General features: G+C 44.3%; 18 protein-coding genes and 1 riboswitch. Of the genes, 10 read left to right on the plus strand and 8 right to left on the minus strand.

Going from position 1 to position 19,504, the window contains the following annotated elements:
• Positions 1 to 156: 156 nt before the first annotated feature.
• The 4 genes from ACNPNW_RS03645 to ACNPNW_RS03660 form a co-directional block, all read right to left on the minus strand.
• The gene (locus ACNPNW_RS03645) at positions 157 to 963 is read right to left on the minus strand and encodes a metallophosphoesterase (protein WP_448766542.1); all 807 of its coding nucleotides are present in this window, start codon (positions 961 to 963) and stop codon (positions 157 to 159) included.
• Entirely contained in the window at positions 960 to 1,595 is a 636-nt protein-coding gene (locus ACNPNW_RS03650; protein WP_180037285.1) for an NUDIX domain-containing protein, read from the minus strand. Before ACNPNW_RS03650 ends, ACNPNW_RS03645 begins: the two co-directional genes overlap by 4 nt.
• Positions 1,596 to 1,671: 76 nt before the next feature.
• Positions 1,672 to 3,567: a phosphomethylpyrimidine synthase ThiC gene (gene thiC / locus ACNPNW_RS03655; RefSeq protein WP_180037284.1), complete on the minus strand. Its 1,896-nt coding sequence runs from the start codon at positions 3,565 to 3,567 to the stop codon at positions 1,672 to 1,674.
• 88 nt (positions 3,568 to 3,655) lie between these two features.
• Positions 3,656 to 3,788: riboswitch (TPP riboswitch) on the minus strand.
• A gap of 106 nt (positions 3,789 to 3,894) precedes the next feature.
• Entirely contained in the window at positions 3,895 to 4,926 is a 1,032-nt protein-coding gene (locus ACNPNW_RS03660) for a hypothetical protein (RefSeq protein WP_180037283.1), read from the minus strand.
• Positions 4,927 to 5,215: 289 nt separating this feature from the next.
• On the opposite strand from ACNPNW_RS03660, the gene abuO reads away from it, so the two are divergent.
• Both abuO and phoU read left to right on the plus strand, forming a co-directional pair.
• Positions 5,216 to 6,577 carry a multidrug efflux outer membrane protein AbuO gene (gene abuO, locus ACNPNW_RS03665; RefSeq protein ID WP_180037282.1) on the plus strand — a complete coding sequence of 454 codons (1,362 nt, stop codon included), beginning with the start codon at positions 5,216 to 5,218 and terminating at the stop codon, positions 6,575 to 6,577.
• A 91-nt stretch (positions 6,578 to 6,668) separates the two neighbouring features.
• On the plus strand, positions 6,669 to 7,388 hold the full coding sequence (phoU, locus tag ACNPNW_RS03670) for a phosphate signaling complex protein PhoU (RefSeq protein WP_005108465.1): 720 nt from the start codon (positions 6,669 to 6,671) through the stop codon (positions 7,386 to 7,388).
• A 60-nt stretch (positions 7,389 to 7,448) separates the two neighbouring features.
• Here the strand turns inward: phoU and ACNPNW_RS03675 are convergent, their stop codons facing one another.
• Entirely contained in the window at positions 7,449 to 9,251 is a 1,803-nt protein-coding gene (locus tag ACNPNW_RS03675; RefSeq protein WP_253138221.1) for an ABC transporter ATP-binding protein, read from the minus strand.
• Between the two features lie 151 nt (positions 9,252 to 9,402).
• Between ACNPNW_RS03675 and ACNPNW_RS03680 the strand changes: the two genes are divergently transcribed.
• Complete coding sequence (locus tag ACNPNW_RS03680) at positions 9,403 to 10,023, plus strand: alpha-ketoglutarate-dependent dioxygenase AlkB family protein (RefSeq protein WP_195725481.1); 621 nt, start codon at positions 9,403 to 9,405, stop codon at positions 10,021 to 10,023.
• A gap of 64 nt (positions 10,024 to 10,087) precedes the next feature.
• Here the strand turns inward: ACNPNW_RS03680 and ruvX are convergent, their stop codons facing one another.
• A complete protein-coding gene (gene ruvX, locus ACNPNW_RS03685; RefSeq protein WP_148334353.1) occupies positions 10,088 to 10,531 on the minus strand; it encodes a Holliday junction resolvase RuvX in 444 nt (147 codons plus the stop codon).
• Positions 10,524 to 11,078 carry a YqgE/AlgH family protein gene (locus ACNPNW_RS03690; protein ID WP_004281085.1) on the minus strand — a complete coding sequence of 185 codons (555 nt, stop codon included), beginning with the start codon at positions 11,076 to 11,078 and terminating at the stop codon, positions 10,524 to 10,526. Before ACNPNW_RS03690 ends, ruvX begins: the two co-directional genes overlap by 8 nt.
• Before the next feature lie 665 nt (positions 11,079 to 11,743).
• Between ACNPNW_RS03690 and ACNPNW_RS03695 the strand changes: the two genes are divergently transcribed.
• Genes ACNPNW_RS03695 through ACNPNW_RS03710 form a run of 4 tightly spaced genes read left to right on the plus strand, consistent with a single transcriptional unit; the run spans position 11,744 to position 15,174 of the window.
• Positions 11,744 to 13,102, plus strand: coding sequence for a COG3014 family protein (locus ACNPNW_RS03695; protein WP_034438391.1), 1,359 nt, complete (start codon positions 11,744 to 11,746; stop codon positions 13,100 to 13,102).
• Between the two features lie 19 nt (positions 13,103 to 13,121).
• Positions 13,122 to 13,523, plus strand: coding sequence for a YcfL family putative periplasmic lipoprotein (locus ACNPNW_RS03700; RefSeq protein ID WP_005248406.1), 402 nt, complete (start codon positions 13,122 to 13,124; stop codon positions 13,521 to 13,523).
• A 12-nt stretch (positions 13,524 to 13,535) separates the two neighbouring features.
• A complete protein-coding gene (gene lpoB / locus ACNPNW_RS03705; RefSeq protein WP_005108476.1) occupies positions 13,536 to 14,135 on the plus strand; it encodes a penicillin-binding protein activator LpoB in 600 nt (199 codons plus the stop codon).
• A 52-nt stretch (positions 14,136 to 14,187) separates the two neighbouring features.
• Complete coding sequence (locus ACNPNW_RS03710) at positions 14,188 to 15,174, plus strand: CsgG/HfaB family protein (protein WP_005108477.1); 987 nt, start codon at positions 14,188 to 14,190, stop codon at positions 15,172 to 15,174.
• An 86-nt stretch (positions 15,175 to 15,260) separates the two neighbouring features.
• Here the strand turns inward: ACNPNW_RS03710 and recN are convergent, their stop codons facing one another.
• Positions 15,261 to 16,922 carry a DNA repair protein RecN gene (gene recN / locus ACNPNW_RS03715; protein ID WP_180076075.1) on the minus strand — a complete coding sequence of 554 codons (1,662 nt, stop codon included), beginning with the start codon at positions 16,920 to 16,922 and terminating at the stop codon, positions 15,261 to 15,263.
• A gap of 441 nt (positions 16,923 to 17,363) precedes the next feature.
• Here recN and ppnP point away from each other — a divergent pair, with 441 nt between their 5' ends.
• The 3 genes from ppnP to ACNPNW_RS03730 all read left to right on the plus strand — a co-directional run bounded on the left by ppnP (position 17,364) and on the right by ACNPNW_RS03730 (position 19,501).
• Positions 17,364 to 17,687, plus strand: a complete 324-nt coding sequence (gene ppnP, locus ACNPNW_RS03720) for a pyrimidine/purine nucleoside phosphorylase (protein ID WP_004281089.1) — start codon at positions 17,364 to 17,366, stop codon at positions 17,685 to 17,687.
• Between the two features lie 134 nt (positions 17,688 to 17,821).
• Positions 17,822 to 18,571 carry a 23S rRNA (guanosine(2251)-2'-O)-methyltransferase RlmB gene (rlmB, locus tag ACNPNW_RS03725; RefSeq protein WP_441297994.1) on the plus strand — a complete coding sequence of 250 codons (750 nt, stop codon included), beginning with the start codon at positions 17,822 to 17,824 and terminating at the stop codon, positions 18,569 to 18,571.
• Between the two features lie 6 nt (positions 18,572 to 18,577).
• On the plus strand, positions 18,578 to 19,501 hold the full coding sequence (locus tag ACNPNW_RS03730; protein ID WP_409515651.1) for a DMT family transporter: 924 nt from the start codon (positions 18,578 to 18,580) through the stop codon (positions 19,499 to 19,501).
• Positions 19,502 to 19,504: the final 3 nt, after the last annotated feature.

The raw sequence follows: 19,504 nt of genomic DNA on the forward strand, positions 1-19,504 counted from the left end.
GCAGTTTTTTATCCACCCTGTAGAAAGATTATCCTCCTATGGGGGCCGTCATCATATAGACTTTTTATGCTTATTGATAGTCTTTGATGTCTGGACTATGCATATCACATTTCCTTTGGTTGCAATAAAGTAATGCAAAAAAAACAAATTGAAAAGTTAATAACCTGAAATTTCGGTATTAATATTTTGCTGGCTCAATGCCACCCGTTCAATATAGGTATCAAACTCACCATTTTGTTGCAAATGTAATACACGATAACCTGGTGCCGCCTGATCTAGCGCGAAATCTTCGCTTTTAGGTTTAAACTGTACACTGGTCGATGGCGTGGATAAAAAGTAGATACCATGCCATTCGTTACAGGAATCCTGATGCACATGACCAAACAGAACCAGCTTGATATTCTGATGCCGAGCCAGTACATCTTTCAAATCTTCAGCATTTTTCAGCCGGTGCTGATCAATCCAGTGCGATTTCATCGCAAAAGGATGGTGATGACAAGCCACAATGACATGCTGATGTTTAAATTCAAGCAATAATTGGTCCAATTGATCGAGTTGAGCCTGTTCCACCCAGCCATCGATCTTGCCTTGAACAGCACTATTTAACAGGATCATGGTCCAGGTGCCAAAATGAATGGCATGTACCTGATTCGCATTCTGGTGAAAAGGGAACACCCGAGAATCGTCATGGTTACCTGGAATCTGATAATGCGGCACGTTTAAAGACTGGACAAATGCTAAATAGCGCTGATAAGTCTGTTCGACCGGCACCTGCGCCAGATCACCGGTATGAATCAGTGCATCCATTTGGGGGAAACGTTGTTGGATCTGCTGCATCACTTCATGAAAACTCTGCTCGGGATTCATCCGGGCAAATTCCAGCTCTTCCCGATCCATCAGATGAGTATCAGAAATCTGGATAATGGTCCAATCCGGCTGTGTGCTTGACTGCTGAAAACTCATGTCTTTCCCCTTAGACATATTCCTGCAGTATGAATATGTTGTTGCAACCATTGCAAGGCCATAATGACAGGTGCATTTCTTAAGCGACCATTCGTGAGCAAGGACGGAATATCGGCATAATCCAGAATATGCAGCTGGATATTTTCACCTTCATCCGGCATGCCAAAAACACCACCCTGTTCAGGTAATTCGGTCTGGGCCACATATAAATGAAATAATTCGGAACATGCTCCGGCGGAAGGATAGAAGCTGAAAATGTGCTGTAGCTCATCCAGGGTACAGCCTGATTCTTCAAGTGCCTCGCGGCGGATGCACGCTTCAGGCGCTTCATTGCCATCCAGAACGCCAGCAATCACTTCGAGTTGCCAAGGAGAATCGATATCGTCCAGTCCACCAATCCGGAACTGTTCAATCAGGCCGAATTTCTGCTGTTGATGGTTGTACATCAGCACACCCGCTGCTTCTGGCCGGTGAATCAGCTCACGTTGCAAAACAGGGGTTGAGCTTTCCTGATTAAATAAACGGTGTTTCAGGCTGACTTGTTCTACCTGAATAAATCCCCGGTACAAGAACTCACGTGCCTCTACGCTAAAGTCTTTTTTATTATAAGAGGCCTGTTTAATAATATTCATATGCTCAGATAGAATGAATTGATTTATTTTCATCCTATCTGAGTTTTTTTTGAAGACAACTGTTTTTTTTACAGTTTTATAGTTTGTGGTATAAATTTTGACCAGATTTGTGGAAGCTGGCTTTCATCTGATCCATACCCGCTTCAATTTCGGCCTGAGAGCTTGCTGGCTGATCAGGATTAGCCTGTTGACTGGCATAATCACGAACATTCTGGCTAATCTTCATTGAACAGAACTTCGGTCCGCACATGGAACAAAAGTGCGCAGATTTATGCGCCGCTTTCGGCATGGTTTCATCATGCATGCTGCGCGCCGTGTCCGGATCCAGACTCAAGTTAAACTGGTCTTCCCAGCGGAACTCAAAACGCGCCTTGGACAGGGCATTATCCCGGGCCTGTGCTCCCGGATGACCTTTGGCCAGATCGGCTGCATGCGCGGCAATCTTGTAGGTAATAATGCCGTCTTTGACATCCTTTTTATTGGGTAAGCCTAAATGCTCCTTAGGAGTGACATAACACAGCATTGCAGTACCATACCAGCCAATCATCGCAGCGCCGATGGCTGAAGTAATGTGGTCATAACCCGGTGCGATATCGGTGGTGAGTGGCCCCAAGGTATAAAATGGCGCTTCCTTACAGACTTCCAGTTGCAGGTCCATATTTTCCTTGATCATATGCATCGGGACATGCCCCGGACCTTCGATCATCACTTGAACATCATGCTCCCAGGCACGATGGGTCAGTTCGCCCAAAGTTCTGAGTTCGGCAAATTGTGCTTCGTCATTGGCATCCTGCACACAGCCTGGACGTAGGCCATCGCCGAGACTGAACGATACGTCATAAGCTTTCATGATTTCGCAGATTTCATCGAAATGGGTATACAGGAAGTTTTCCTGATGATGTGCCAGACACCACTGCGCCATGATCGAACCGCCACGCGATACGATACCGGTCAAACGGTTGGCCGTCAGCGGTACATATCTTAAAAGCACGCCGGCATGAATGGTGAAATAGTCCACGCCTTGTTCGGCTTGTTCAATCAGGGTGTCTTTAAAGATCTCCCAGGTCAGGTCTTCGGCCACACCATTGACTTTTTCCAGTGCCTGATAGATTGGTACGGTTCCGATCGGCACTGGAGAATTCCGGATAATCCATTCCCGGGTTTCATGAATATTCTGGCCGGTTGACAGATCCATAATCGTATCTGCACCCCAGCGCGTCGCCCAGGTCATTTTCGAGACTTCTTCTTCGATACTTGAACCGAGTGCAGAATTACCAATATTGGCATTGATTTTCACCAAAAAATTACGCCCGATGATCATCGGTTCTAGTTCCGGATGATTGATATTGGCCGGAATAATCGCGCGTCCTGCGGCGACTTCCTGACGCACAAATTCTGGCGTGATTTCGCGTAAATTCTGGGCACCAAAATTCTGGCCCGGATGTTGGCGCATATCGACACCTTCATGCTGGCGCAGGTTTTCACGAATGGCGATGTATTCCATTTCCGGGGTGATGATGCCTTGCTTGGCATAATGCATCTGGGTAATGTTGCAGCCACGTTTGGCTTTACGTGGTTTTTGGATATGTGCGAAACGGATCGCGGCTGTGCGGATGTCGCGTAAACGCTGGCGGCCAAATTCAGAACTGAGCTGATCCAGAATTTCGCTATCGTTGCGCTGTTCAATCCAGCTTTCACGAACATTCGGCAGACCTTTGTTCAGGTCAATCGTCACGTTGGGGTCGGTATACACACCCGAAGTGTCATAGACCATCAAAGGTGGATTATGTTCGCCACCCAGACTGGTCGGGGTTTCACTTAAGGAAATTTCCCGCATGGGTACCTGAATATCAGGACGGGAACCTTGCAGATAGACTTTACGTGAAGCGGGCAGAATCCGTGTTAGATCACGGGCTTCCTGTTCATGAGCGGAGAGAGAAGTTTCAGAAGAAAGATTCGTTAACTGGTTCATGGCTATGATCCTTATGAATGACATCAACGAATCAAGCACGACCAAAAACGTAGGCAGATTTATCCTGAACAGATAAAGCAAGGGTTGAGTTTTTAGCTGGCTTGATTCCTACGCAGGTATTAACCTGATCAGGTTCAACGGTACTCATGCTCAATTCCTGATAACGACAAAAGGAATCACATGATCTCAGCGAGGATTTACTCGCGCTCCGTCAAGCGAGGCTAAAGCTTAGCTCAGTTTAGGCAGAATAAACAGGTTTAAATCTCTCAACTTTAAGCAAGGAGTGATTCAGACCTTGTCAAATGAACTGACTCTATCACTGATGAACTAGATGCAGATGGCATCGGTAAAACAGTCTTTATCGTATTTTTGTGAGGGCGGACTGATCTGGGCATAGTACAGAATCTGTTCTGCTTCCGAACGGTTTCTATAATCAGCAGGCAAGGCTTGCTGGCGCTGTTCCGGAGTCATGTCCAGAAATTCCAGAAACAGGCGTGCCTGTGTGGACAGCATGGATTTCTGGCCGCTCGACAGCCCAATAATAGTTTCCAGATGACTGGTATCGACAGCATAACGATCGCGATAATCTTCAGACACCGGTGATTGCTCGGTACCTCTAAACAGGAAATAGGTATATTGCTTCAGCAGATATTCGGCATCTCTTTTATAGCTGCTATTGGGATAAGTCTTGAGATAATCTTCCCAAAGCAGGCTGCGGGCTGCAATATCAGCGGCTTCAATCTGCAGGCGTTTTTCCACCAGTACTGGTTCCATATTCTGTTCCGCCAGATTTTCAATAAAGGCTTTTTCAGCGGCCGGTAAATAAGGAGCAAAAATACGCGCTAGATATTCCGGACTGCGGCGATAATGTAAAGTGCCATCTCCCAGATCCAGCAGTTCTACATAAGCCTGCCCCTTGTGTTTTAACAGATACTGGTCACGTGAGGTGAGCTGTTGAAAATGCGCGTGCTGAATGGTCGGATGCTGGGCCATTTCCAGTGCATACTGCTCAAAGGCGCGTTGCTGAAATTCGGTGCGATCCACCTTTAAAAAGCGCTGATACATTTCAGTAGAGCGCAACATCAGATTTTTCTGCTCTGCCAGTTCCATTAAGGGCAGGCACACTTTAAGATCCTGATTAATCTGTTCCAGCGCAAAAGTCGTACGCTGGTCATTAATCTGGGACATGTTTTTTTCAATATTCTGGCACATGAGGCTGAAGTCATTGACTGGACTTTGGGCTTGACTCGCTTCAGGCTGTTCAATCTGGAGCTGTGATTCTGAGGGCTGCTGACAGCCTCCCAGAAACAGCAAACTGCCGGCAATGAAACAGGCTTTGAATATCGACGGGAATGGCATTAACACTGTGCTTCAGGACTCTGTATAGGTGAATTCAGAAAATAACGGCCTTACTGGGAGGTATATTGTATAGATCAAATTAAAATACTATGTTTAGTATTGTGAATTGCTTTGTTACATTGCAGACAGAGATCTTGAAAATTGAATTAATCGTGAATAAAACGCGATAGTTATATTAAAAAGTTAATAAAAATCATACGTAAAAATTCGAGAGATCTCTTTAGTATGGCTTAGCTTAAAGCGCCAGAATTTTTTGATCTGAATGGCTGTTAGGGGTTAACACTATAAAATGAAATTAAAACTCAGTGTCATGGCCGGTTTATTGCTATTAATTAGTCCGGCGATTTTTGCCCTGGATTTACAAGAAGCGTATGCACGCGCCCAGCAAAATGATCCAAATTGGCAGGCGAATGTGTTGCAGTACCAATCTGATCAGCTCAATCTGGGGATTGCAGGCGGAAATTTGCTGCCGACCGTGACTTTATCTGGAAGTGTGACCCGTAAAAACCAGTCCGTCAACAACTCAGAGTCTGAAGGTTTGCCTGCTGAATTTGGTGAGTTGCAAAGTTCCAGTACAACCAGCCGTCAGGTGGCCTTAACCGCACGCCAACCTTTATTTCGCTGGGATGCCTGGCAAGGTTATAAGCAGGTCAAGACCTCGGTCGAACTCAGTGAAGTCAATCTGCGTCTGCAAAAACAGCAGCATATTTTACAGGTGGCCGAAGCCTATTTTAATGTCTTGCGGCAGCAGTCTTTGACTACGGCTTATTTACAGGAAGAGCAGGCGCTGTCTGAACAGTTACGCATGATGAATGCTAAGCTGAAAGAAGGTTTGGTGGCGCGTAGTGAGGTCAGTGAAGCTAATGCCCAGTATCAAAGTGCCCAAGCCAACCGGATTTCGACTCAAGTTCAGCTGGTACTGGCCCAAGAACAGCTGGCACAGTTAATCGGCCCTTATCAGGAAAATCTGGCGGTATTACGCAACGATTTCCAGTTCCAGAAACCGGTTCCAAGTGATATGCAGTCCTGGACCGAATTAGCACAAAGCCAAAATCTGAATATTCTGCAAGCGCGTCTGCAAAAGCGCTATTCTGAAGATGCCAAACGGGTCGAACAGGCTGCGCTCTATCCGCAGGTCGAAGCGGTCGGAACCTATGGCTATTTAAAGCAAAGTCCGGCTACGATCATGTCCAGCAATGGAGATTTCGACCAGATTGGGGTGGAGGTGAACTGGAATGTATTTAGCGGTGGACGCACGCAAAAAAGTATCCGTCAGGCCGGCGTTAATGTGCAAAAAAGTGAAGCGCAACTGGATGCAGCCATCCGTAAAGCCAATACCGATGTGAAACAGTCCTTTATGCAGGTAGAAACCGATCAGGCCAAACTGAATGCACGTAAAGCCGCGATGGACTCTTCGGAAATTGTCTCACAAGCGTCCAGAGCCCAATATCAGGAAGGCTTAAAAACCATGGTCGATGTGTTGCTGGCACAGCGTAATGCCTTTTCTGCCAAGACCGATTATTTGAATGCCAAATATGATTATCTGTTGCATGTGCTGCAATTGCAGGCCTCGGTCGGGCAGTTAACCGAAAAGGAACTGGCAGAGCTGAATGCCTGGCTGATTGAATATGATTCGCCTCAGCCTCTATGAGGCTACTATTGTCATCAAACTTTCATCATAGATATGCTTTAATATGATTTATTATTGATCATTGTCCTCTATCGTTCAGGAGTAGCTTTCCTTGTGTCCAAATAATCCTGTATTAAGTCATCACATTTCTTCGCAATTTAATGAAGAACTGCAGGACGTAAATACCAAATTCATGACGATGGGCGGACTGGTAGAACAGCAGGTAGCTAATGCCATTCATGCCCTATTGGACACAGATGTCTCAATGGCAGTAGATGTGCAGTTTCAAGATAATGTCGTCAATCAGATGGAACGAGATATTGATGAAGCGCTGACCCTGATTCTGGCGCGCCGTCATCCTGCCGCGATTGATTTACGTATGGTGCTTGCCATGTCCAAGGCCAATACCGATCTGGAACGGATCGGCGATGAAGCCTCGAAAATAGGCCGAATTGCACAAAGCTTATGTGAAGAGGGCGGCTCACCGCGCGGTTATATGGAAACCCGGCATATTGGCAACCAGGTGCGGGTGATGATTCATGATGCACTGGATGCTTTTGCGCGTCTGGATGTAGATCAAGCTTTGAAGGTCATGTTGGCAGATGCGGATATTGACCGTGAGTATCAATCAGCCACACGTACGCTTATGACTTATATGATTGAAGATCCGCGGCATATCAGTCGTGTCATCAATGTATTATGGGTGCTGCGTTCACTCGAAAGAATTGGCGATCATGCCCGGAATATTTCGGAACAGGTGATCTATATGGTCAAAGGTTTTGATGTGCGTCATACCAGCGTTGAAGAAATTGAACAGAAAGTTCAGCGTTAAACGTTCCAGACTTAAATAAAAAAACCTCCAGCTCGGAGGTTTTTTATTGGGATAGAAAAGCTAACTATGAGTTTCTTCCTCAGCATCATCTTCAAAAGTTTTGGCAATTTTTTCAATATTTAGGCTCTTGGCCATCGCATCAAAGATTTCCTTATATACGCCTTGCTGATGATAAAGCTGATCGTGTTCACCATGTTCAGCAATCGTTCCTTCTTTCATCACATAGGTATAATCTGCATCAATAATCTGCGACAGGCTATGCGAAATGATGATCACGGTACGGCCTTGCTTGATCTGGTCCAGACTTTGTTTGATCTGTTCCGTGGCAATTGCATCCAGACTCGCCGTCGGTTCATCCAGAAAAATGATTGGTGGATTTTTCAGGAACATCCGTGCCAAGGCAATCCGTTGCTGCTGGCCGCCAGACAGCATCAAGGCATCGCTGTCATAGCCATCCGGTAACTGTAAAATCTGCTCATGAATCGAGGCTTTTTCTGCCGCTTCAATTACATCCTCCATTGAGGCAGTAGTTTTGCCGTAGCGGATATTGTCAAAGATGGTGCCCTGAAAAATATGGTTTTTTTGCAAGACCAGACCAATATGATCGCGTAGATATTGGGTGTCATAATCTTTCAGGTCAATGCCATCCAGTTTGATCTGGCCTTGCTGTGGTTCATAAAATTTATCCAGCAAACTGATCAGGGTGGATTTTCCGGCACCCGATAAGCCCACCAAGGCGGTAATTTTATTGGGACGAATTTCCATATCAATATCTTTCAGGGCATGGTGGCCGTTTGGATAATAAAAATTCACGCCACTCAGTTCAAATTTTCCTTGGACAATCGGTTTCTGCTGACCGCTTTGTTCAATTTCATCATCTGCTTCCAGAATCTTGAAAAAGCTTTCTGAATAGATCATGGCGTCATTTACTTCATCATAAATCCGGTGCAGGGATCGGATTGGGGCAGAGACATTATTAAATAGCAACACATGAAACATGATCATGCCAATACTCATCTGGCCATCCAGCACAAAGTAGGAGGTTAGAATAATGATGAGTACAATCCCGATCTGTTCCAGAAAAGTTTTCAGGCCATCAAATAGGAAACTGGTCTGGCGGGTTTTCATCTGATTGTCGGTCAGTTCACGCTGTAAACCGAGCTGCTTTTCCGATTCAATCGATTCGCGGTTAAAGGATTTGATTACGGTAATCGAGTTGATGATGCTGAGAATGCCCTGACTCTTTTTCTCCCGACCATCGCGAAGACTGCGGCGCCAGCCCCCCAGCTTTTGCGCCTGTTTATAGGTCAACCAGAAATAGATCGGGACAATGGCAGTCGCGACCAGACCGACATAAACATTGGCATAATACATTAACCCCAAAGCCACAATGGCACTGGTAAATAACGGTAAAATATCAATAAAGAAGATCTGAACGAGACGGGTCAGTGAACCAATACCACGGTCAATCCGGGTCTGTAATTTACCGGCCTGGTTATTTTCCTGATTAAAAAATTCCAGACGATATTTTAAAAACTTTTCAATAATCCCTTGGGCCAGATCCTGAGAGACAAAAATCCGCAGTTTCTCTCCATAGAACTTCTGCCCGAACTGGACAAAGGCATTGATAATTTCTTTGCCAAGCAAAATCGCCGAAATCGTGATCAGAATATGCCAGCCTTGCTCCAGTCCTTGACCGGTTTCGAGTAGCGAATTGATGCTGTCGACTGCATATTGCAAGGTAATGGCATTGACCTGTGCGGTGAATGAACCGATCAGGGTCAGAATCAGCGTGGCAATCACCAGCAACCGATAAGGCTGAACAAAGGGACGAAGTTTCTGAAACAGCTGCCATAAGTTCATAAAAGGATTATTTTTATTGTGAAAATTGAATTCAGTCTAGGCAGGAATTAGGCAAGCCACAAGCATAAATGTTGTAGTCATTTGTGAAGAGCAGTTGTAATCTTTTAGGTCGAATGTCAGTATTTTCATGTGGATACTGGATCTGATTGATATGACGCTCGATTTATTTGCACCCCAGCCGCAAGCCAATGTATTACCTTTTGATGGGGTAGTAGAAGATTATGGCCTGATTTTGGATCAGGAACAAAGCCAGCAGTATCTACAGCATTTTCTCAGTCAGCTGGCCTGGCAACATGATGAAGTGCATTTATTTGGCAAGCACCATGTCACAGGTCGCCAGGTGGTCTGGTATGGCGATGAACATTATCAGTATCGTTATTCTGGTACGCTCAAACAAGCTCAGGTATGGACACCCGGATTATTCCGTTTAAAGCAGCATATTGAAATTCTGGTCGGTCATCCCTTTAATTCCTGTCTGGCCAATTTGTATGAAGATGGTTCGCAAGGCTTGGGTTGGCATAGTGATGATGAGCCGGCTTTATATACAGGTACTTCTCGGGAAAATGTCATCGCTTCTCTGAGTCTGGGAGCCACCCGCAAAATGAGCTTTAAGCATAAAATTCGCAGTGATAAAGTCGATGTGCTGTTACATAGTGGGCAATTAATTGTGATGCGTGGCGCGACACAGCAACACTGGAAGCACAGTATCAGCAAAACCAGCAAAGTTTTAACACCAAGAATTAACCTGACTTTTCGTTATTTTTATCCTTAAGAAGCATTTTGGAGCATAAAAAAGCACCCTGACGGATGCTGATTTAAAAAATTTTCAAAACAGATTAAGGCGTGATCCCGGCAGGATGACGATACCAGCTTTCAATCAACAAGGCAGCCGCAATGCTGTCGGCAGAGAGTTTTTTGCCGCGACCTTGAGCCTGATAATGATCCAGCTCATCGCGTGCTTCACGGGTGGTCAGACGTTCATCTACCATCCAGGTTTCAATATTGGTCTGATGACGTAAACGGCGGGCAAATTTTCGCGCCCGTGTCGACAGCTCGGATTCACTATCATCCATGTTCAATGGCAAACCGACCAGAAATAAATTCGGTTGATGGCTTTTCACGATTTTGAGCAGTTCATCCCAGTTGGGGATACCATCTTTCATGGGAAATAAGGGCAGGGGATTGGCACTTGCAATCAGGGATTGTCCAACTGACATTCCCATTTTTTGTGTACCAAAATCAAACGCCATAATGGTTTGTGGCACGTTTACATCAGGCATGTCCAATCTCGGAAGATAACCAGTTGCGGTCTACACCCATTTTTTTATAGGCAGCGTCCCAACGGTCGTTATAAGGGAGGTTAAAAATCAGATCCATATCGGAATCACAAATCAGCCAGTCACCACGGGCAATTTCCTGTTCCAGCTGGTGTTTGCCCCAACTGGCATAACCGAGGGCAATCTGATAGCGACCGACCCCTTCATTATGCGCAATGGCATCCAGAATATCTTTGGAAGTGGTAATGCAGACATTTTCACCTACGGCGATGGAGGAATGCCAGGTCGGCTGACCAGTATGCAAGACAAAACCGGCCTCAGGGCGTAAAGGGCCGCCTTGTAATACTTCATGCGGATTGACATTGTCTGCTTCAATATCAAGATCATTCAGCAATTCTTTAATTTGAATGCCGGCAGGTCGATTGATAATGATGCCTTGGGCACCATCTTCATCATGACGCGCGAGATAAATGACCGTCTGTGCAAAAAAATCATCATTCGCATGCGGTGGTGCAATCAGACAACGATGTGTCAGAAACTGTTTGGTCACCTGAGCAGTTCTCCCAAAGTCAGTATGCTATGCAGTCTGAAAAAGTGAAGCATGGCCTACGGGCCTAATTGTAATCACTCAAACAGCGGCTTTCTTCCTGCTAGTTATCCCATAAAATGCTTAGGCTGACAACTTGGATATGGGGTAAATCAGGCATGAACAGGTTAAGGCCGGTTTTAAAATTCCTTTTAAAAAGACCTTCAGTGATTTTATTTAAATGATGGGAGGTAGTTTTAAGCGTTTTTTATTTATGCTAAAACAGCCAGATAAACCGAGTAAAAACTTACTTAAATTTTAATAAAAAATATTAAATATATTGTGGTGGAATGAATTAAATAATAACAATAGATCATTCATGGTTAAAAGTAGACTATATATAGTTTCTGGCTTTTAAATAGAATTTATCTGAAAACTAAAGGCAAGTTATTACAATCTCAGCTCATTAATTAAGCTCTAACTATATTTCGATACATAGTTTCTAGTGATTAAAAAATGGTCAATGTTAGATAACAAACTATAATATTTGTTTATTTATGTAATAAATTTGCGATATATTGTACAGAATATTTCAATTATTATACAAAATATACATATTGAAACGATATTGCTTTGTTCGTAGAATGCAGAAATTTTCATCTTTAATTTATTTTTTTAATGGGGTTGTTATGCATCATATTTTAAAAGGGACTTTAATTTCTGCGCTATTTTCTGTGTCGGTCACTTCACAGGCAGCAGTATTTAGTAGTTATAATGAAGAAGGTAGTTTTTTCCGTAGTCATTTGAATAGCGCTTTATCTGAAAACCTCATTACTCAGTTTAAGGACAAAGCTGATTCAAAGGATGGAGTTTTATATTTACTTGAACAAGCCCGCTTATTACAAGTTAACCATCAATATGAAGAAAGCCGAGATTATTATAAGCAAGCCTTTACGCTGTTAGAAAAACAAAAAAATCGGGCCAAAATTAGTGTGTCCCGAATGGGGTTTAAGGCTCTTGCCATGGTCAGCAATGACTCTGTAGTGCCTTATCTGGTACCAGCACATGAGCAGGTGCTGGCGCATATTTCCCAAGCTAAAAACTATATTTTCTTAAAGGATCTGGAAGCTGCTGCGGTAGAAATGCGCGTGGCTCAGGGCCTCCAGCGTGAAATCGAATTGTTGCACCAAAAAGAACTAGAAAAGAAAAAAGACAAAGTAGCTAAAAACACGGAAGCAGAGAAGAATCTAAGTGTGCTGGATGAAGCTTTTGTCGGTCTGGACCCCATAGCCGGCAAGATTAAGAACAGCTATCAGAATGCCTACGCTTTTTATATGGCAGCCAATTTATGGGAAACCTTGGGTGAATACAATGATGCCTTGGTTGATTATAAGAAAGCTTATGAGTTACAACCAGATAAGCAAATTTCCGAAGACGTGAAACGTCTGGATCAACTGGTCACACAGCATAAGAAGGGTAGTGTTCCGGTGATTGTATTTATCGAACAGGGAATTGTACCGCAAAAGGTGGAAAATAAAATTGATGTCCCTACACCGGGCGGTTTAATCAATATTGCTTTTGCGACCTATGAACCAAGTACCTATGTGATACCAACTAGCCTGAAAGTGAAAGTCAATAATAAAGCTTTACAAGACAGTTATGTGATTAGTGATATTGGTGCTTTGGCCGTCAAGGACCTCAAAGAAAAAATTATGGCGAATGTGAGCAGTCAGGTGCTGCGCGCCACTGCAAAATATGCCGCACAAAAAGAACTTGGTAACCAGTTTGGTGTGTTTGGTCAACTTGCCGGTAACGTCTTAAATATGGCGACTGAGCGTGCTGACTTGCGTGGCTGGAGTACCTTGCCGAGTAATGCCCAGATTGCGCGCTTAAATTTAACGCCGGGCAAACATAATTTACAACTTTCTAGCGGGAGTGTATCTAGCTCTCCGGTCACCCTAGATGTGAAAGCCAATCAAACAGTGTTTGTCTATGCCCATCATGTTAATGACAAAATTACGGCTAGTGTAAGCACCATTCCACATTAATCATAAATAAGGGAACAATATGAAACGTCAATTTAGCTTTGCTGTACTTGGTTTAGGGGCGCTGTTCATGGTGGGTTGTACCGCACCGAATGCCTTATCTACCCAAACCAATGCCAATAATGAAATGAGTATCCGCACCATTACCAATAATCCGGTATTAACTACGGAAGTCTTTGTGGAACGTGTGAATATGAGCTTGGTTGGTGATTTAAAGCGTGCTTCAATCGCGATCAAAAACCGCCGTTTTAACAATAAAGATTTTAGCTACAAGATTGTTTGGGTGGATGCACAAGGTGTGGAAGTTAATCCTGAAGGTGCCATCTGGAAGCCGATCCAGTTAACCGGACGTGAAACCAAAGGTGTGCAGTCCTTGGCGCCAAATCCATCTGCTGTTGATGTTGTTGTGTATTTGAAAAAATAAGAGAGACTTGAAATGAACGCAAAATTGATTTTCGCCGCATTGGCAACTACGACACTGCTTAGTGGCTGTGCCTCTACTGGTTCAGTAAGTTATGGTGATGCCCAAGCAGTCGAAACCTTAACCACAGACTTTGGTTCAACTGACTTGCAAATGATTGCAGCCAAAATGGTGGATGACATGTTGATGTTCCCGCCAGTGGTGCAAATGACCCAAAACCGCCGTCCGGTCATTGTCCTTGATCGGATTCATAACAAAACCCAGGAACATATCGATACCGAATCGATTACTGACAGTATTCAGAACAAACTAATCAATTCTGGAAAATTTCGTTTTGTTGATATGAAATCGGTGAATGCGGTGGCACAGCAGCTAGCTTATCAAAAGCAAAGCGGTATGGTGAACCAGTCAACAGCAGTACGTGCCGGTGGTCATATTGGTGCCGAATTTATGCTAAATGGCAACTTGTCGAGTATTGTGAAGAATGCCGGTGGCAAGAGTGATGTGTATTACAAGTTCACTTTTAAATTGCAAAACCTGCAAACTGGTATCGTAGAGTGGACTGGCGAGAAAGAAATCCGTAAGGCAGGCAAACGCTCGACTTTTGGTCTGTAATTTCAATGAAGGTCACTGTGCTTTTGGCACAGTGACTGTAGAAGAATATAATATGAAAAAAATATTACTTGCAGGCCTGTTGTCTGGATTGTTGAGCGCTCCGGCCTTTGCAGCCATTAAAGAAGTGGTTAAAGAAGCCAGTGGAAGTGGTCCAACTCAACACCAGGCGATTTCTGAAGCCTTATTAATTGCTGTGCAATCGGTAAATGGTGCTTCAGTTTCTTCCCAAATGAATTATGAAGAGACTGTTTCTGTATCGGTGAATAATCAGGGCTGGAGTTATAACGGTAAAGTTTCACCAGTTTTTAGTGTGGCAAATCAAGGTTCAGGTTCAGTGACCAAGTTTCAGGTGCTGAGTGTGACGGGTGCAAAAAATAATTACCGTGCCAAAGTTCGCGCACATGTGGTGAAGTTTGAATCGACTGTACAAGACCAGCATTTGCGCAGGATTGCAGTATTGCCATTCCAGATGGCCGAGAAAAATAACCGACTGGCCAATGACACATCTGCCTATGAGTTTAGTCAGGAATTATCCGATACTTTAGGAAATTATCTGGCTCAAAGCGGACAGTTGAGTGTGGTAGATCGTCATTATCTGGATGAAATGCAGTCTGAAAATGCATTCCTGTATTGGGATGGTGCACCGCATGAGCTGGCGCGTATCGGTCAGAAAGTTGGAGCAGACTATTTACTGGTGGGACGAATTAATGATCTGTCTAGTGCCAGCCATCAGCAAATGTATGGTTTGAATGCCGGCGCTGAACAAGTGCGTTTAAGCTGGCGTGTCATTGAAGCCAATACCAGTAAAGTGGTAGCAGCGGGCACTTTCAATCGAACTCTGTCTAATTTAATGACACAGAATATTCTGACCAATAGTTTAAATGACAGTACGGCGGATAAAATTGCTCAGGGCTTAAACCCGGAAATTTTACAGGGCTTAAAATTACAGCCTGTACAGTCGCAGACTGGTCAATCTTATGATTCATCACCGGGCTATGAAATGACGCCAGGTTCAAGCGATCAACCTGTAAAATGGTAAGTTAATATTAGTTCGAATGATTTTTAACACATAAAGAATCTCTGACCTAAATGCAGGGATTTTTTATGTGTCGCTTTACAAGTAGCTCAAGCCTGCTGAAATTTCAGCTGACGTAACTGGCGGGCATGTTGCAAGGTGGTTTCACTAATCTCTACACCGCCTGTCATTCTTGCAAGCTCCTGAATAATTTCATTTTCCTCAAGGTCAATGATTGTGCTGCTGGCAGGATCAGTCTGCTGTTTTTTTACCAGTAGATGCTGATCAGATTGTGCTGCCACTTGTGCCTGATGGGTAATACACAGAATCTGTACATGCTGGGCCAGATCGGCCAGTAAACGCCCGACAATCTCTGCGGTACCACCACTAATCCCGACATCAATTTCATCAAAGACCAGCACTTCAGCTTCGGTTTTTTCCGCATTCATGACTTGCATCACTAGCGCAATACGCGAGAGTTCACCGCCTGATGCAACCCGGGCCAAAGGCTGTGCCGGAATGCCTTTATTGGCAGTAAACAGCAATTGAATAAAGCTGAGACCTTCACTAGAGGGATGCTCCAAAGGCTCAAACTTGAACTCAAAATGTGCTTCAGGCAATGCCAGTTGTTTGACCTGCTCAGTGAGCTGCTTGGCCAACGGTGCTGCGGCTTCACGGCGAATCTGATCCAGATGTTGGGCTTTATCCAGAAACTCCTGATAAGACACTGCTACCTGCTCAGCGAGTGTTTCCGGATCTTCCAGTTGATGCAGCTGTTCTAATTCGGTTTGCCAGGCTTCATATTCTTCTTTGAGTAATTCTGGCTGGGTACGATATTTACGTGCCAGACGATGGAAGATTTCTAAAGTCGAATTTAGTACTTCCATGCGTTCCGGATCAAAACTCTGCCGATCCATAAACTGGCGTAAATTCGCTGCTGCATCTTCAAGTTCGCTTTGGGCATTCAGCAGGGAGGTGTAAATTCCGGAAAGCTGTTCGCTACGACCGGCATGTGATTCCATGCGACGTAGAATGGAAGCCAGTTCTTGGGAAATATTCTGTTCGCCTTCATCCAGACTATTCAGGCTATAGACACAGTCCTGCATGATCGCTTCATGATGGGAAAGCCGGTCAAATTCCTGTTCAATCTCCTGATAATCCGTCTGAACAATGTCTTCCAGTTCTTCTAGCTGCAGTTCCAAGGTTTCCATGCGTTGCTTACGGGTCGCTTGTGCATCTAGCGCTGCCTGATGCTGACGAATATTTTTCTGCCAAGTGCTATACGCATCACGTACTGCTTGAGCCGGCGCATAAAAATGATAATAACGATCCAGCCAGTGCTTCGGATAAGGTGGTTCTAATAATTGTTGCTGACTATGCTGGCTATAGAGTTGTACCAGTAAACGCCCAATTTCTTTCAGTTCAGACAGGCTGCTCGGACGTCCATTGATCCAGGCCTTACTACGGCCGGTGGCAAAAATCACCCGGCGTAAATGAATTTCACCTGATTCATCATCCAGCTCATGCTCTTTCAACCAGGCTGCTTCAGGACTGTGTTCCTGATAGCTGAAGCTGGCGGTGACATCCGCCTTTTCCGTACCATAACGCACATAATTGGTATCGGTTCGCTCACCCAGACAGGCAGACAATGCATCCAGTAACAGGGATTTACCTGCACCGGTTTCACCGGTTAAAACGTTAAAACCTTTATCAATATCAATAGCAAGATGCTCGGCTAAAGCAAAATTGATCAGAGTTAAATGTGTCAGCATAAACGCATCCGGGCTGCGAAAAGTTTGATTGAAATAGCCTGATGTTGGATTTGGGTCACAACATGGCTGTGATTATTATAAATCAGGACGAATCAATTTCATTCTATCTTAAATTTTAACGATTCATATATGCTTATTTCACTGTATTTTCGCAAGAAGCTGACTCAGAAGTATGTTAATTCACTGCTGATTTTCATATTTTTGACATCCCCAATCTTTAAATTAAAGACTCAATTGAGCCTGTTTTTAAAAGAGCGCGTGCAGATCGAAACTTAAGTTTATCTATCAGCAAAATACAGGCCAAAACATGCTGTAAATAGAAGGGGTTCAGCGCTACAGAATATTTGATCGACGCCGACAAACTTCGATTGATTAGTTGAGGGTGCACATTTAAACTACAGCAATCAAAATATTACAAAATGCTTTATCTGGAGAAATCGCATGTCAGCTCAGTTTGATCATGTATCGGTACTTAAAAAATCTAATGTATATTTCGGCGGGTTGTGTATTAGCCACATTGTACAATTTGAAGACGGGACCAAAAAAACTTTGGGTGTCATTCTGCCATCAGAAAATGCCTTGACCTTTGAAACACATGTTCCTGAGCGCATGGAAATTGTTTCAGGTGAATGCCGTGTTCAGATTGGCGATAGCGAAGAAAGTGAGTTGTTCCGTGCGGGACAGTCTTTCTATGTGCCGGGCAATAGCCGTTTTAAAATTGAAACCGATGATGTGCTGGACTATGTCTGCCATTTTGAAGGTTAAGTCCAGATTCAAGATCAGTGCAAACCGGGCAAGAAATTTCAGTGCGAATCGGTTAAACTAATCAGCTATAGAAATCCTGTGAAGTCAGCTTTACGGGATTTTTCTTTTGCATATAACTAATCTAGAGGTCGTTCATGGCAAAACCTGAATATTTTTATGGCGTACATTCAGTGGAGTCATTGTTAGAGCTTGAGCCTGAACGTGTCTTGACATTATTCACTCTCAAAGGACGCGATGATCAGCGTTTAAAGCGTATACTGGAACTGGCTGAACCGTTTGGGATCAGTGTGCAGCAAGCCAGCCGTGACAAACTGGAAAAATTGGCTGGCCAACCCTTTCATCAGGGGGTCGTAGCCGCAGTTCGTGCTCATCCAACCCTGAATGAAAAAGATCTTGAATCCCTCTTGAGCGCAAACCCTCAAGCGTTGTTATTGGCCCTCGATCATATTACCGATCCGCATAATCTTGGTGCCTGTATCCGTACGGCCGCTGCAATGGGCGTTGAGGCAGTGATTGCACCACGTGATCGTTCAGCCACTCTAACTCCGACAGCACGTAAAGTGGCTGCAGGTGGTGCGGACAAAGTCAAATTCATTCAGGTGACCAATCTGGCGCGTACTTTGGGTCAAATCAAAGAAGATTTTAATGTTCGTGTTGTCGGTACCATGCTAGATGAAAAAGCGCTGCCGATTCAGAATTTTGATTTTACCGGTACCGGGGTTTGTGTAGTGATGGGCGCGGAAGATACCGGCCTACGTCCAATTACGCAAAGCCAATGTGATCAGACCGTGTATATTCCGATGGCAGGTAATCTGCAAAGTCTGAATGTCAGTGTGGCTACAGGTATGGCACTGTATGAAGCCTGCCGTCAGCGTAACCTTTGATTGATGATGGCATTGTCAGACCGTACCCAAGGCTATGTTTTTTTAGTTGTTACCATGTGCATCTGGGGCGGTTTTACTTTAACAGCCCGCCTGAATGCGCTTTGGCAGATCAGTGCCTGGGATATCGTGGCCTTGCGTTTTTCTCTGGCATTCCTGATTCTGATGCCGATCTTGCTTTATCGTAAAGAGGCCGCTTTTTTACTGAAAAAAGAGCCTTTTATTTTAGCGATGATTGGCGGAGTGATTTACTGCCTGTTTGCCTATAGTGCTTTTCACTATGCACCTACTGCCCATGCTGCAATTTTCTTGAATGGCTGTATTCCGATCTGTACCGCGATCATGGCTTTTTTTCTGATGGGGCAGGCTTTTGATAAACATACCTGGGCCAGCCTGATCATTATGATCGTAGTACTGTGTCTCATGAGTATGCTGATGTATCGGGAAACTGGTGTGGCCTTTGGGGCAGGGGATGGGCTGTTTTTTATCAGTGCCATACTTTGGGCGATTTTTACCGTTTTATTGCGTAAATATCAGCTAACTGCATGGCAGGCAATGTGTGGTGTCGCGATCTGGTCGGCAGTGATATATGTGCCGATTTATCTGCTATTTTTACCGAAAAACCTGAATGTGCCTGAACCCAAGCATTTACTGTTTCAGACCATTTTTCACGGCATATTTGTGGTGATTATTGCTACTTTAAGCTATGTAGAAGCCATCAAGCGTCTTGGTGCATTTAAGGCAGGCAGTATTACCAATCTTGCACCTTTTATTGCGGCAATTCTGGCTGTACCTTTATTAAATGAAACTTTAAGTCTGGCCATGGTGTGTGGCCTGATGGGTATGGCAGTTGGGGCCTTACAGCCGTGGCGCTGGTTACAGCACCAGGACAGTCTAAGCCGAAAATTAGCAGAACAAAAAAAGCAGTCTTAATCA

This window comes from Acinetobacter endophylla (assembly GCF_053543775.1).

Coding starts and splice junctions, on each gene's coding strand:
- ACNPNW_RS03680 (WP_195725481.1), top strand. CDS start 9,403: ATGACGCTCGATTTATTTGCACCCCAGCCGCAAGCCAATGTATTACCT.
- lpoB (WP_005108476.1), top strand. CDS start 13,536: ATGAACGCAAAATTGATTTTCGCCGCATTGGCAACTACGACACTGCTT.
- rlmB (WP_441297994.1), top strand. CDS start 17,822: ATGGCAAAACCTGAATATTTTTATGGCGTACATTCAGTGGAGTCATTG.
- ACNPNW_RS03675 (WP_253138221.1), bottom strand. CDS start 9,251: ATGAACTTATGGCAGCTGTTTCAGAAACTTCGTCCCTTTGTTCAGCCT.
- ACNPNW_RS03710 (WP_005108477.1), top strand. CDS start 14,188: ATGAAAAAAATATTACTTGCAGGCCTGTTGTCTGGATTGTTGAGCGCT.
- ACNPNW_RS03660 (WP_180037283.1), bottom strand. CDS start 4,926: ATGCCATTCCCGTCGATATTCAAAGCCTGTTTCATTGCCGGCAGTTTG.
- ACNPNW_RS03730 (WP_409515651.1), top strand. CDS start 18,578: ATGGCATTGTCAGACCGTACCCAAGGCTATGTTTTTTTAGTTGTTACC.
- ACNPNW_RS03700 (WP_005248406.1), top strand. CDS start 13,122: ATGAAACGTCAATTTAGCTTTGCTGTACTTGGTTTAGGGGCGCTGTTC.
- recN (WP_180076075.1), bottom strand. CDS start 16,922: ATGCTGACACATTTAACTCTGATCAATTTTGCTTTAGCCGAGCATCTT.
- ACNPNW_RS03645 (WP_448766542.1), bottom strand. CDS start 963: ATGAGTTTTCAGCAGTCAAGCACACAGCCGGATTGGACCATTATCCAG.
- ACNPNW_RS03695 (WP_034438391.1), top strand. CDS start 11,744: ATGCATCATATTTTAAAAGGGACTTTAATTTCTGCGCTATTTTCTGTG.
- thiC (WP_180037284.1), bottom strand. CDS start 3,567: ATGAACCAGTTAACGAATCTTTCTTCTGAAACTTCTCTCTCCGCTCAT.
- ACNPNW_RS03650 (WP_180037285.1), bottom strand. CDS start 1,595: ATGAATATTATTAAACAGGCCTCTTATAATAAAAAAGACTTTAGCGTA.
- abuO (WP_180037282.1), top strand. CDS start 5,216: ATGAAATTAAAACTCAGTGTCATGGCCGGTTTATTGCTATTAATTAGT.
- ruvX (WP_148334353.1), bottom strand. CDS start 10,531: ATGCCTGATGTAAACGTGCCACAAACCATTATGGCGTTTGATTTTGGT.
- ppnP (WP_004281089.1), top strand. CDS start 17,364: ATGTCAGCTCAGTTTGATCATGTATCGGTACTTAAAAAATCTAATGTA.